This is a genomic window from Bordetella tumbae (genome assembly GCF_965139195.1).
Classification (GTDB): Bacteria; Pseudomonadota; Gammaproteobacteria; order Burkholderiales; family Burkholderiaceae_B; genus Bordetella_A; species Bordetella_A tumbae.
The window spans coordinates 97,784-111,504 of the sequence record NZ_CBCSJH010000017.1 but is presented as its reverse complement, the minus strand read 5'-3'; the positions used below and the strand labels follow the sequence as shown (position 1 = coordinate 111,504).

General features: G+C 60.4%; 11 protein-coding genes. 8 read left to right on the top strand and 3 right to left on the bottom strand.

The genetic code is table 11. The features are described 5' to 3' along the window. Positions 1 to 122: 122 nt before the first annotated feature. Positions 123 to 1,022 (bottom strand): LysR family transcriptional regulator, encoded by a 900-nt coding sequence (locus tag ACNA0J_RS17860; protein ID WP_415820196.1) that lies wholly within the window; start codon positions 1,020 to 1,022, stop codon positions 123 to 125. A gap of 181 nt (positions 1,023 to 1,203) precedes the next feature. Here ACNA0J_RS17860 and ggt point away from each other — a divergent pair, with 181 nt between their 5' ends. Next, positions 1,204 to 2,961 (top strand): gamma-glutamyltransferase, encoded by a 1,758-nt coding sequence (gene ggt, locus ACNA0J_RS17855; RefSeq protein WP_415820195.1) that lies wholly within the window; start codon positions 1,204 to 1,206, stop codon positions 2,959 to 2,961. 68 nt (positions 2,962 to 3,029) lie between these two features. Here the strand turns inward: ggt and ACNA0J_RS17850 are convergent, their stop codons facing one another. Beyond that, positions 3,030 to 4,817: an IlvD/Edd family dehydratase gene (locus tag ACNA0J_RS17850; RefSeq protein ID WP_415820194.1), complete on the bottom strand. Its 1,788-nt coding sequence runs from the start codon at positions 4,815 to 4,817 to the stop codon at positions 3,030 to 3,032. Positions 4,818 to 4,829: 12 nt separating this feature from the next. Then, positions 4,830 to 5,816, bottom strand: coding sequence for a D-erythronate dehydrogenase (denD, locus tag ACNA0J_RS17845; RefSeq protein ID WP_415820193.1), 987 nt, complete (start codon positions 5,814 to 5,816; stop codon positions 4,830 to 4,832). A gap of 169 nt (positions 5,817 to 5,985) precedes the next feature. Here denD and ACNA0J_RS17840 point away from each other — a divergent pair, with 169 nt between their 5' ends. From ACNA0J_RS17840 to ACNA0J_RS17810, 7 genes are all read left to right on the top strand, one after another. Continuing rightward, complete coding sequence (locus tag ACNA0J_RS17840) at positions 5,986 to 7,425, top strand: FAD-binding oxidoreductase (RefSeq protein ID WP_415820192.1); 1,440 nt, start codon at positions 5,986 to 5,988, stop codon at positions 7,423 to 7,425. A 30-nt stretch (positions 7,426 to 7,455) separates the two neighbouring features. Continuing rightward, positions 7,456 to 8,208, top strand: a complete 753-nt coding sequence (locus ACNA0J_RS17835; protein WP_415820191.1) for a FadR/GntR family transcriptional regulator — start codon at positions 7,456 to 7,458, stop codon at positions 8,206 to 8,208. An 84-nt stretch (positions 8,209 to 8,292) separates the two neighbouring features. Next, positions 8,293 to 9,516 (top strand): fumarylacetoacetate hydrolase family protein, encoded by a 1,224-nt coding sequence (locus ACNA0J_RS17830; RefSeq protein WP_415820190.1) that lies wholly within the window; start codon positions 8,293 to 8,295, stop codon positions 9,514 to 9,516. Between the two features lie 102 nt (positions 9,517 to 9,618). Continuing rightward, positions 9,619 to 10,143 carry a TRAP transporter small permease gene (locus tag ACNA0J_RS17825; protein WP_415820189.1) on the top strand — a complete coding sequence of 175 codons (525 nt, stop codon included), beginning with the start codon at positions 9,619 to 9,621 and terminating at the stop codon, positions 10,141 to 10,143. Further along, positions 10,143 to 11,420 carry a TRAP transporter large permease subunit gene (locus ACNA0J_RS17820; RefSeq protein ID WP_415820188.1) on the top strand — a complete coding sequence of 426 codons (1,278 nt, stop codon included), beginning with the start codon at positions 10,143 to 10,145 and terminating at the stop codon, positions 11,418 to 11,420. The genes ACNA0J_RS17825 and ACNA0J_RS17820 overlap by 1 nt, the downstream gene beginning before the upstream one ends. 142 nt (positions 11,421 to 11,562) lie before the next feature. After that, on the top strand, positions 11,563 to 12,585 hold the full coding sequence (locus tag ACNA0J_RS17815) for a TRAP transporter substrate-binding protein (RefSeq protein ID WP_415820187.1): 1,023 nt from the start codon (positions 11,563 to 11,565) through the stop codon (positions 12,583 to 12,585). Between the two features lie 171 nt (positions 12,586 to 12,756). Then, positions 12,757 to 13,566: an SDR family oxidoreductase gene (locus tag ACNA0J_RS17810; protein WP_415820186.1), complete on the top strand. Its 810-nt coding sequence runs from the start codon at positions 12,757 to 12,759 to the stop codon at positions 13,564 to 13,566. The last annotated feature ends 155 nt before the right edge of the window (positions 13,567 to 13,721 follow it).

Genomic DNA, 13,721 nt, shown 5'->3' with positions numbered 1-13,721 from the left:
GCCGACCGACTCCGTGAAGCGCCAACACGGTCACTGCCCCGCTTCGACGTTCAATAGCACTCATCTCTCCGCTCCTGGACCGTAACAACAGCGATAGCAATACGCCACCGTGCTACTCGGTTTTATGGATATGATGGATCGGCCTGCGCCAGCGTCTCGCAGGCCTGGCTCAGTTGCTCAATGAATTCGCGATGCAGGTTGGACAAGGGATCCTGCGTGCGCGTCAGAATGCTGAGGGGTACTTTCAGCGGGGGATCCAGCCGGCGCACCACCATGCCGGGGCGCAGCATGGCTCGCACGGTGATGGCATCGACGATGGCTTCGCCACAACCTGCCTCGGCCAGGGCGCAGGCCACATAGTGAGTTTGCACCTGAATCGCCACGTCGGGATCCAGGCCCTGAGCGTCCAGGGCCATTTGCAGCAGCGCGCCCGACGCATCGCGCGAGTCCAGCACAATCAAGGTGTCGTCGACCAGATCGGACAAGCGCGTCGTTTTGCTGCCGTTCGACTTGCGGCCCAGATGCACCAATTCGGTATGGCCCAGCGGTGCGCGGGTCAGTCCCGCGTAGTCTTGCATATCGAACGTCACAGCCAGATCGAGCTCGCGGCTCAGCAGCCCCTGGACCAGCTCGGCGCTGTGATAAGTATGAATGTCGAACGTGATGCCCGGCTGTTTATCGCGGCTGGCGCGGACTACCTGCGGCAGCAGGCCTAGCCCCAATGCGGGCGCGCAGCCCAGGCGGATGTGGCCATGCGGGCGCTCTCGCAGGCTCGCCGCCAGTCGGCGTACGCTATTGAGGTCTTGGTTGAGCCGGGTGACCTCAGGGCTCAGGATCTCGGCCTCGCGCGTGGCGACCAGCCGGCCTTTGACGCGCTCGAATAGCTTGAATCCCAGTTGCACCTCGGCATGCGCGAGCAGTTTGCTGGCTGCCGGCTGAGAAATATGCAGCGCCGCGGCCGCCTCGGTCAGCGAACCCGTGCGGCGTATAGCCTCGAAAATCTCGATGTGTCGAAGGCGCATGGCAAAAGGCAGAGCGAAAACGCCCCATTCTATTGCGATAATGTGCACGACGGGGCGCGTGGTCCGGTGTTTGTGACTCGATGTGGTGGTTCGGTGATGCTTTAGTCAAAATGCCCCGGGGCGATCGCCGCGCATCGCAAGTGACACACCTGCCGCAACGATGGGCTGGGGAGAGACCTTGATGTCGATAAGAAAAAGCATCCTGGCGGGATGCATCGCCGCCTTGTCGAGCACTGCCATGGCGCAGGTCGCCATCGACACCCACGAAAATCTGAATCCCGAGATCGCCTCAGGCTATACGACTCGGCAGGCCGTCAAAGGTCAGGACCTCATGGTGGCGACGGCCAATCCGCTGGCGACACAAGCGGGATACCGCATCCTGCAGGCAGGCGGCAGCGCCGTCGATGCGGCTATCGCGGCGCAACTGGTGCTGGGCCTGACCGAGCCGCAATCCTCGGGCATCGGCGGGGGCGGTTTTCTGGTCCACTATGCCGCCGCGAATCAGCAACTGCGCGTCTACGACAGCCGGGAAACCGCCCCTGCCGCTGCGCGCCCCGATCGATTCCTGCGTGACGGGAAACCGCTGCCGTTCGCCCAGGCCGTCAACAATGGCCGATCCGTCGGCACGCCGGGCCTGTTGCGGGGCCTGGAGCTCGCGCATCGGCAACAGGGAAAGCTGCCATGGCGTTCGCTATTCCAACCTGCCATTGAGCTGGCGACGCAAGGTTTCGCAGTCTCTCCCCGATTGCACGCGCAGATCGTGCAGTCGCGCGACGCATTGGCGGCGCAGCCTGCCGCCGCCCGCTATTTTCTGGATGCGGAGGGCAAACCCTGGCCTGTAGGGCACGTGTTGAAGAATCCCGACTATGCCGCCGTCTTGAGCCGTGTTGCCGACAAAGGGCCCGATACGTTCTATCACGGAGATATCGCGCGCGACATCGTGGCTGCCGTTCGTGGCCATGCGAGTCCGGGCGATCTGAGCGTGGCTGATCTGGCGGGCTATCGTGCGCGAGTCCGCGAACCCGTGTGCGGCAACTATCGGGAATATCGTTTGTGCGGTGCGCCGCCGCCCAGCAGCGGCCCATTGGCTGTGCTGCAGATGCTGGGCATCTTGCAGCACTTTCCCATGGACCAGCTGGGGCCGAACAGCGTGCAGGCCGTTCATTATTTCGCCGAAGCGGGACGCCTGGCCTATGCGGATCGAGGTTTTTATGTCGGCGATCCGGAGTTTGTGAGGGTGCCTGTGCAGGCCATGTTGAATCCGGCGTACCTGTCCGAACGCGCCGCATTGGTTCATCTCGATCGCAGCATGGGAACCGCATTGCCGGGGGATCCTGCGAAGCTGCTGTCGCAGCGCGCGCCCGATGATGCTTTGGAGCTGCCATCGACGACCCACGTTGTTGTCGTGGACGGGCAGGGCAACGTGCTGTCGATGACTAACACCATAGAGTCTGCGTTTGGCAGCAAGATCTTCGTCAGAGGTTTCTTGCTGAACAACGAACTGACCGATTTCTCGATGTCATTTCAAGACCCCGAGGGCCGGTTGGTGGCCAATCGTGTACAGCCGGGCAAACGGCCACGCAGTTCCATGGCGCCGATGATTGTGTTTCGCGATGGTCAGCCGTATATGGCGGTAGGCTCGCCAGGAGGCAGTGCCATCATCAACTACGTGGCCAAGACCTTGGTGGGCGTGTTGGATTGGAATCTCGATATACAACAAGCGATTGCTTTACCCAACATGGGCAGCCGCAATCAGGCGACCGAGCTCGAGCAAGGAACCGCGTTGGCGGACATGGCGCCGCTGCTGCGAGGCAAGGGCCATGAGGTCAAGCTGCTGGAGTTTCCCAGCGGTATTCAGGGGATCGTGATCGGCCATGGTGCCTTGACCGGTGGCGCTGATCCCCGGCGTGAAGGGCTGGTACTGGGCGGGAAAAAGTGATGTTGAAGTACGGGCGCCGTGGTTCGCCATTGCCTCAGGCAGACGCCGCAGCACCCGTATTCGCGCTATCAATGATTATGCCGTGGCATGCGTTGTGCAATTTGACGGAATTGCAGTGTGTCTTCCAGCACAGCCCCCTCGGCCAATGAGCCGACTCCGCGGCGATAAATCATCTGCCAGGGCGTGGCGTCAGGAGGCACGGCGGGGATGCCGTCGGTTTGTTTACGGCGGGCGATTTCGGCATCATCCACCAGGGCATCACAGAGCCCTTGGTTCAAATCGATGCGTATCTTGTCGCCTGTGCGCAGCCACGATAGTCCGCCTCCAGCCGCGCTTTCGGGCGATGCGTTCAAAATGGATGGACTGTCGGCCGTGCCTGATTGCCGCCCGTCGCCCAGGGTGGGCAAGCTGGAGACGCCCGCGCGCAGCAAGGCGTCTGGCGGCTGCATATTGACGACCTCGGCCGAGCCTGGCCAGCCTATGGGACCGGCGCCGCGGATCACCAGGATGCAGCGTTCGTCGATATTCAGCGCCGGGTCGTTGATGCGGCGGTGATAATCCTCGGATCCATCGAACACAATCGCGCGGCATTCAAAAATGCCTTCGCTGCCGGGCTCGCTCAAATAGCGTTGCCGGAATTCTTCCGAGATCACGCTGGTTTTCATGATCGCGAAATCAAACAGATTGCCCTTGAGCACCATGAATCCGGCGCGCTCTTTTAGTGGCGTGGCATAGGGATAGATGACTTCGCGATCCTTGCTTTCACGGCCTTGCAGGTTTTCACGCACAGTCTTGCCCGTGACGGTAGGGCAATCGCCGTCCAGTTGGCCTTGCTGCAGCAGCTCCCACATGACGGCGGGCACGCCGCCTGCGCGATGAAAGCGTTCGCTCAAGTATTGGCCGGCAGGCTGCACGTTGGCCAACAGCGGCACGTCGTAACCCTCGCGCTGCCAGTCGTCCAGCGGCAGTTCCACACCTGCATGGCGCGCCATTGCCATCAAGTGCGGTTGGGCATTGGTGGACCCGCCCAGGGCGGTGTTCACCCGGATGGCGTTCAAAAAGGCGGCGCGGGTCATGATGTCGGATGGCTTGATGTCATCCAGCACCAGCTCCACTGCCCGGCGGCCCGTGCGATAGGCCATCTGGCCGCGTTCGCGATAGGCGGCCGGAATCGCCGCACAGCCGGTCAACGACATGCCTAGCACCTCGGCCATGGCGTTCATGGTCGAGGCCGTGCCCATGGTGTTGCAATGGCCCACCGAGGGGGCAGAGTCCAATGCGGCCTGCATGAATTCTTCTTCGTTGATTTGTCCGGCGGCGAGTTTGCGGCGCGAGCGCCAGATGACCGTGCCGGAGCCTACCAATTCATTCTCGTGCCAGCCGTCGAGCATAGGGCCGCCGGACAGCACAATGGCAGGAATGTCGACCGTGGACGCGGCCATCAAGGCAGAGGGTGTGCTCTTGTCGCAACCGGTCATGAGCACCACGCCATCGATGGGATAGCCGTACAGGATTTCCACCAGGCCCAGATAAGCGAGGTTGCGATCCAGCGCTGCGGTGGGGCGCTTGCAGTTTTCGAACAAAGGATGCGTCGGGAATTCGATAGGGATGCCGCCCGCATCGCGAACGCCATCTCGTACCCGCTTGACCAGTTCCACATGCACGCGATTGCAGGGCACCAGATCGCTGCCGCTTTGCGCAATGCCGATGATGGGTTTGCCGGAGCGCAGTTCTTCCGGTGTGATGCCGTAATTCATGAAGCGCTCTAGATACAGCGCAGTCATGTCGATGTGATCGGGATTGTCGAACCAGTCTAGTGAACGCAGTCGTTTGACGGGTTTTTTACTGTTGTTCATGTCTACTCCGGGTCAGCCCAGCTTGCCGCCGAGCTCGTCGTCGATATGGGCGCGAATGATCTCGTCGAACGAGGACTCCGCCGTAAAGCCGAGTTCGCGCGCCCGGGTGGCGGCGAATCCAGGCGCCCAGCCTTGGACCATTTGCGTGATCATCGCGTCGGGCTCGCGCCGAATCAGGGCCACGGCCTTGTCACCGGCCACGCGGCGCAATGCCTCGATCTGCTCGCCGACGGTGGCGCTGACACCGGGCATATTCAGATTGCGCCGTGGTCCCACATGTTGCAAGTCCAGCGTGGCGGCATGGCGCAGGAATCCCACGGCCGAGCGCGGCGAAGCATGCCAATGCCGCACATCCTCGGGAACGGGCAGCACCGCCTCCTGGCCGACCAGGGGCTCGCGCAAAATGCTGGAAAAAAAGCCCGATGCCGCCTTGTTGGGCTTGCCCGGGCGTACGCACAGGGTCGGCAGGCGTATCCCTATCCCATCGAAAAAACCGCGCCGCGTGTAGTCCGACAGCAACAGTTCGCTGATGGCTTTTTGCGTGCCATAGCTCGTCAATGGCGTATGGTGAAAATCGTCGGGGATAGGGTAGGGCAACGGCGCGCCATACACGGCAATCGACGAAGCGAACACGACGCGGGGCTTATAGCCGTCGGCTGCCGATTGCACACGTATCGCGTCAAACAGATAGCGGGTGCCATCCAGGTTGATACGGTAGCCCTTGTCGAAATCCAGCTCGGCCTCGCCCGACACAATCGCGGCCAGATGCACAATCAGATCGGGCCGGGCGGCGACGAGCGTCTCGGCCTGGCCCGGCTCGGATAGGTCCACGGCCTGACAATCGACCTGCCCTTGGAACCCCGCAGGCGCCTCTGGCGGCACCACGTCCCATAACGTCAGTCGGTCCACATTGTGTTCGCCCAACACGGGGCCGCGCGCCAACGATTCCGTCAATTTCCGGCCAACCATCCCGGCCGCGCCAATGATGGCGATATGCATAGCAGTCTCCTCCGGGCGTCCTATGGCCCGATATTTTTGTTGAGGGCTAGGGTTGATCTCTAGTAGGCATAACATGCACTTCCAGGTAATCTGATGACCTATTATAGGGTTGTCTGACAGGCTGACTACTGGTAAAAACCAGTCCAACGAAAAAAATCTGGAGACTCGAATGACATCGTCGGGCATTGCCCCTGTCGCTGACTTGCAAGCCGCCTTGGTGCACAGGCTGGGAGCTGCGTCGGTGATTACCGATCCCACGGATCAGGCGCGCTATTGCCGCGACTGGCATGGCGATGTGATCTCGGGGGCGGTCGCGGTACTACGTCCCGATTCCACGCAGGCCGTGGCACAGGCGATACGCGTATGTGCCGAATTAGGCCTGGCTGTCGTCCCGCAAGGGGGCAATACGGGCCTGGTACTCGGCGCTACGCCCGACGATCCTCAGCATCAGGTCGTGTTGACCCTGGAACGCATGAACCGGGTGCGCAGCATGGACCCGGGCGATTTTTCCGCGGTGGTCGAGGCGGGCTGCGTCCTGCAACAGATCCAGGAGGCCGCCGAGGATGCCGATATGTTCCTCGGACTGTCGCTGGGCGCGGAGGGCAGTTGCCAGATTGGCGGCAATATCAGTACGAATGCCGGCGGCATCAATGTACTGCGCTATGGCATGGCCCGCGAGCAAGTGTTGGGGCTGGAGGTGGTGCTGCCTGACGGCACGATCCTGGATGCTTTGGGGACGTTACGTAAAGACAATCGCGGCATCGACGTCAAGCAATTGTTCATCGGCGCCGAGGGCATCCTGGGCGTGGTCACGGCGGTGTCATTGAAACTGCATCCTCGTCCCGAGCAGGTCGAGACTGCCTTGTTGGGCGTGGACTCCCTGCATACGGCCATTGAGTTATACCGTCGTGCACGGCGTGATTGCTGCGATCTGATGACCGCTTTCGAGTTCATGCCGCCATCGGCATTCATGCTGGCGCGCGAGGCGATTCCCAGCCTGACTCTGCCGATCGCGATGGACCATCCCGGCTATGTGCTGATGGAGCTCTCGGGTTCGGGCCTGGTCGATATGCGCGACTTGCTGGACCGTTTTCTGGAAAACGTCATGGCCGATGAGTTGGTGCGTGATGGTGTCGTGGCCGCCTCGCGGGCACAGGCGGCCAATCTCTGGAAATTCCGCGAAGCCATGAACGAGGGGCAGGCGCAGCGCGGCGCGCATTTGCGTACCGATGTGTCGGTGTCGCTGTCCCAATTGTCGAATTTTGTAGAGCAGGCCGAGACGCGGCTGCGAGCCGAATTCCCCGATTGCCTGACGCTGTCGTATGGTCACGTGGGCGACGGCAACGTGCATATCAATGTGATTCCGCCGGCTTCGGCGGACGCCGTCGAGCGCGATCGCGTGATTCATGATGCCAAGGACTGCATCAATGCCGTGATTGACGATTTTCGCGGCAGTATCAGTGCCGAGCATGGCATCGGCCGTTTGAAACGCCCCGAGTTCGAGGCGCGTATCAGCGAACCGCGCCGCCAGCTGTTGACGGCCATCAAGCGGGCGATTGATCCGGACGGCAGGCTTAATCCCAATTGCCAAATACGGAGCGATGCGTGATGTGCGCTGACACGATAACGCAGGAACACAATGGTTAATTTCGGACAGATCCAGCGCCTGGAGCATTTGCCTGCCAAAGTCGCTGCCACCATAGGACAGGAAATCTCGTCGGGCCGCCTCAAGGCCGGCGAGAAACTGCCTACGGAACACGAGTTGGCCAAGACGTTTGGCGTGAGCCGCTCGGTCGTGCGCGAGGCCATCGCGCAATTGCGCAACGAAGGTCTGCTCGATACGCGGCAAGGCGTCGGCGCTTTTGTACTGGAGCCGCAGCGTCGGCCCGTCATTCGCATCGATAGTACGGATCTGTCCAATCCCGAGAGCTTTCGCAGCCTCTTTCAACTGCGCGTGCCGTTGGAGGTCGAGGCGGCGGGGTTGGCTGCCCTGCATCACACTGCCGAGGATCTGGAACGTCTGGATGAGGCGTTGGAGATCATGCGCGGCATGGACACGCGCTGGACGTCCGAGGGGGTTGCTGCGGACCTGGAGTTTCATTGCGCCTTGGCCGATGGCACGCATAACGAGTATTACTCGATGTTCGTGGGGTTCATCGGCGAAAAAATCACCAACACGATTGCGGTGGCGCGTGCGCGTGCCGAGCTCGAACAGATTGTGCAGATCACCGTTGCCGAGCACACAGCAGTGCGCGATGCGATCGCGTCGCGCGACATGATGCAGGCTCGCGCCGCCATGCGAACCCACATTCTGGGGGCCGCCGCGCGCCTGGATCTGCAACTGGAAAGCCCCACAGGCGATAGGGCGAGAGATCGTGGCGCGGTGACCTGATATCTAGGCCGGACGCATCGCCCGCAATAGTTTCATTTCGAACGACAACCGTATTCGCGCGACATGTGCGACCAGGAGACCCGAATGACCGTGCCCAGCGCATCCTCAGGCACCCCCATCGAACGAGGCCACGCCGCAGCACAACGTGCGCGGCTGAGCGCAGCGGATATTTTGCCCCGTGACGTTGATCAGGCCCGTTTGGTCGGCCGCGTCTGGTCCAAAAAAATGGGCGGCCCATGCCCAGTGTTTTTGCGCCAAGGCCAGCTCTATGACGCCAGCAGTGTGGCATGCACACTATCCGCGTTGCTCGATCGTTCTGACCTGCTGACGCAGTTTGACCAGAACCAGGATTTGCCTGTGTTGGGAAGCGTGCAGGATTTTCTGGATGGTTCAGCGGGTGAATTGCTGGCGCCGCTGGATCTGCAAGCCGTCAAGGCCGCAGGTGTGACGTTTGCCGATAGCATGCTGGAGCGCGTGATCGAAGAGCAAGCCAAAGGCGACCCCTCTCAGGCGCAGGCTATCCGTGCCAAACTGGCGCCCGTGCTGGGCGACAACCTGCGCGGCCTCGTGGCAGGTTCAGAACAGGCCCAACAGGTCAAAGCCCTGCTGCAGGATATGGGGCTCTGGTCGCAGTATCTCGAGGTGGGCATCGGTCCGGACGCGGAAATCTTTACCAAGGCGCAGCCCATGTCCTCCGTGGGGTGCGGCGCGACGATTGGTATTCATCCGGGCTCGCATTGGAACAACCCCGAGCCCGAAGTCGTATTGGCAATCGCCTCTGATGGCCGTATCGTCGGCGCGACGCTGGGCAATGATGTCAATTTGCGCGACTTCGAGGGACGATCGGCATTGCTGTTGAGCAAGGCCAAGGACAACAACGCGTCTTGCGCGATCGGTCCGTTTATTCGCCTGCTGGATGACGATTTCACACTGACGTCGCTGGGGCAGCTGGAGGTCTCTCTGGATGTGCAAGGCTCCGACGGCTTTCGCATGCAAGGCATCAGTGCCATGTCCTCCATCAGCCGCTCACCGCGCGATCTGGCAGATCAGTTGTTGAATCGTTGCCATCAATATCCCGACGGCGCCGTGTTGTTCCTGGGCACCATGTTTGCGCCGACCAAAGACCGACGCGGCGAGGGGCAGGGCTTTACGCATGAGGTGGGTGACCGCGTCAGCATCTCGACGCCTGCGTTGGGACAGTTGGTCAACTGGGTCGATACGTCCGACGCTTGCCCGGAATGGACATTTGGCGTGGGTGCATTGATGCGCAACCTGGCAGAACGAGGATTGTTGACACCCAAGGCATAGAAAGTCCGGTGGGCCGTGGCCCGCCACAGCATTGCTCTGCATCACGACCAATAACGCATCGCGCGCGCCTGATGGCGTAGCGCGATCATCAAGGAGACAGGTATGCAACGAGTTACTGAACTGTTTTACAAATTTCTGGGCCTCATCATGGTCCTGTTGCTGGCTGCCATGGTGGTCATGGTATTTGGCAACGTGCTGCTGCGCTACGGATTCAATTCCGGAATCGTGGTGTCCGAGGAACTGTCGCGGTACTGCTTTGTCTGGCTGACCTTTGTGGGAGCCGTGCTGACATTTCGCGAGCATTCGCATATGGGCATCGAAAGCCTGGTACAGCGTTTCGAGCGGCGCGGCCGCCTGATCTGCATGGCGCTGAGCAACATCATCATCATGGGCAGTTCCGCGGTCTTTTTCTGGGGCGCGGTCATGCAGTTCGATATCAACGCCACCATGTTCGCGCCCGTCACAGGGCTGTCGCTAGCCTGGGTCTATGGCATCGGACTGTTCACTGGCGCTGCGTGCTTCTTGATCTCGGCATTGAGATTGATACAGGTATTGATAGGCAGGATCAGTGACGAAGAAATTGCGCGCTTTGTCGGTGAAGACGGCCAGATTGCGGAGGTGGTCTGATGACGTTGCTGATCTTTGTAGGTTCGCTATTGGGTGCCATGGCAGTAGGCGTGCCGATCGCCTTTGCCCTGATTTTCTGCGGCATCGCGTTGATGTGGCACATGGACATGTTCAACGCACAGATCGTGGCGCAGAACATGGTCACGGGCGCGGACGCGTTTACCCTGCTGGCGATTCCCTTTTTCCTGCTGGCTGGCGAGTTGATGAATGCCGGCGGCCTGTCGCGCCGCATCATTGATTTTGCATTGGCCTGCGTAGGTCACATCAAGGGCGGCCTGGGCATCGTGGCCATTCTGGCGGCGGTCATCATGGCCAGCTTGTCGGGTTCGGCGGCAGCGGACACGGCGGCGTTGGCGTCCATCCTCATCCCCATGATGCGCGAGGCTGGCTATAACGTTCCTCGTTCCGCTGGCTTGATGGCGTCGGGGGGCATTATTGCTCCCGTGATTCCGCCGTCGATGGCGTTCATCGTGTTTGGCGTGGCTGCCAATGTGTCGATTTCCAAATTGTTCATGGCCGGCATTGCGCCGGGGCTCATGATGGGATTGACGCTGGTGGGCACCTGGCTGTGGCTGGTACGCAAATCCGACATCAAACCCTTGCCCAAGCAAAGCATGAAACAACGCTTGCAGGCGACGGGGCGCGGCGCATGGGCACTGGGCATGCCGGTGATCATTCTGGGCGGCATCCGGATGGGGGTTGTCACGCCGACCGAGGCTGCGGTGGTGGCGGCCGTCTATGCCTGGTTCGTGGGCACATTCGTCTACCGCGAACTGAAGCTTTCCCATCTGTACGAAGTGTTCCTGAAGTCGGGCAAGACGACGGCAGTGGTGATGTTCCTCGTAGCCGCCGCCATGGTGTCAGCCTGGTTGATTACCGCCGCGGACATCCCGGGTGAGGTTACCGCGTTGATCGAACCTTTGATCGACCAGCCCAAGCTGCTGATGTTCGTGATCATGGTTCTGGTGATGATTGTCGGCACCGCGCTGGACCTGACGCCCACGATCCTGATCATGACGCCAGTGCTGATGCCCGTCGTAAAGCTGGCTGGCATCGATCCCGTGTATTTCGGCGTCATGTTCATCATGAACAACTGCATCGGCTTGTTGACGCCGCCGGTTGGCGTGGTGTTGAACGTGGTCAGCGGCGTGGCACGTGTGCCCTTGGGACGCGTGGTCTGGGGCGTGATGCCATTCCTCTTGGCCTATTCAGTTTTGCTGGTGCTGTTCGTGATATTCCCGGAACTGATTACCGTGCCCATGCACTGGTTGTTCTAGTTCCAGGTGTTGAGTTCGCCGTGACGACACGTTACGGCCAGACGTACGGAGCGAGCAACAAGACTCGCCGCTTTACCCAAGTCCAACGTTCACTGCTTGATATCGAAAGACAAAATCTGCCGATCAGATAGAGGAGATCTACATGAAGAAACTAGTCATAGCTGCCGCAATCGCCGCTCTGGGTGCCGCCATCGCATCACCTGCATCCGCCGCGGGCGACTTCAAATCACGCAACATTCGCCTATCCAACGGTTTGGCCCAAGAGCACCCGGTCGGTAACGGCGTCAAAGTCTTTAATGAGTGCTTGCAGGAGAAATCCGGCGGCAAAATGAAGATCACCGCATACTGGAGCAGCTCGCTGGGCGACGATATGCAGGCTACGCAAGCACTGCGCTCAGGCACCCAAGAGGCCGTGATCACCTCGTCTTCGCCGCTGGTGGGTCTGGTGCCTTCATTGGGCGTATTCGATCTGCCGTTCCTGTTCAGTAACGAGCAAGAAGCCGACGCCGTCATGGATGGCGAATTCGGCAAATTCATCAATGAAAAACTCGACGCAGCCGGCGTGGTCAACCTGGCCTATTGGGAAAATGGCTTTCGCAATCTGAGCAACTCCAAGCATCCCGTGAGCAAATGGGAAGATTTTGGCGATCTCAAGCTGCGCGTCATGCAGAACAATATCTTCCTCGACACGTTCCGCACCATGGGCGCCAATGCGACCCCGATGGCATTCGGCGAGATCTTCTCCGCTTTGGAAACGCGTGCTATTGATGGCCAGGAAAATCCCTTTGTGACCATCGATACCTCGAAATTTTATGAGGTGCAGAAATACATCTCGGTGACCAATCACGCGTATACCCCGTTCCTGGTCTTGTTCTCCAAGCCGATCTGGAGCCGCTATTCCGATGACGAGAAGGCCGCATTGCGTGAATGCGCCGTGCTGGGTGGCAAAGAGGAACGCAAAGTCATTCGGACAATGAACGGCGAATCTCTGGCCAAAATCAAGCAAGCCGGTCTCGAGGTCAACAACGTCAGCCCCGAAGAGCAAAAACGCATGCGCGAAAAAGTCCAATCGGTGTACGAGCAACACAAAGCCACGATCGGCGCCGATGTCGTGGACCGCGTACAGAAAGAGCTCGCAGCTTTGCGCGCAAAGAGCGGTTCTTGATCCCTCGCAGGCTGCGCCGTGCTCACAGAGCCGGCCAGCCTGATGAATGGCCCGTGCAAGACCATGTATGAGATTCATCTCGTCATCAACGTGGAACGTCCCGATGCCTGAAGCAGCATGATGACAAGACATCTAAAGGAAAAATGGCGGTAAAGATCACAGGGAAACTCCATGGCACAGCATGTAAACCAACCGGCAACGCCCTCATCGGCAACAGCCTCGTCCCTGTTTGACCTATCCGGCCGGCGTGCTCTCGTCACGGGCTCCAGCCAGGGGCTCGGTTATGCATTGGCGCGTGGGTTGGCTCAACACGGCGCCACCATCATCATGAATGCGCGCAACGCAGCGCGCCTGAACGAGGCGGTACAGCGTTTGCGCGGTGAGGGTCTATCCGCTCACGCATTGCCATTCGACGTCACCGATCCCGCCGCCGCACAAACAGGCATCGACCGGGCCGAATCCGAATTCGGCCCCATCGACATCCTGGTCAACAACGCCGGCATGCAACATCGCGGCCCATTGGAGCAATTCCCTGTAGACCAGTGGGACGCCCTGATGCGCACCAATATCAGCAGCATCTTCTACGTCAGCAAACCCGCGGCCACCCGCATGATCGCGCGCGGCCGCGGCAAAATCATCAACATCGCCTCCGTACAGAGCGAACTGGCCCGCCCCGGCATCGCTCCGTATACCGCAACCAAAGGCGCCGTACGCAACCTCACGCGCGGCATGGCGACCGACTGGGCGCGCCACGGCCTGCAAATCAACGCCATTGCCCCCGGCTACTTCCGCACCGAACTCACCCAGGCCCTGGTAGCCAACCCCGAATTCACTCAGTGGCTCAGCCAACGCACCCCTGCCGGCCGCTGGGGCAACCCCGAAGAACTCATCGGCGCCGCCGTCTTCCTAGCCAGCGACGCCTCTTCTTTCGTCAACGGTCACACCCTCTTCGTAGACGGCGGCATGACCGCCAGCGTATAAAACAAGTTGAAGACACAATCCACGGTCCAATCAGCAACCAATAAAGCAACCAGCGATGCCATCCCAACCCTCAACGTCCACGGCCAGCCCTCATCGCGAGTCCCTGCCGCGTGCCGGGCAATTCGCTGCCGGCCCGTTGAGCCGCGATTCAGCCT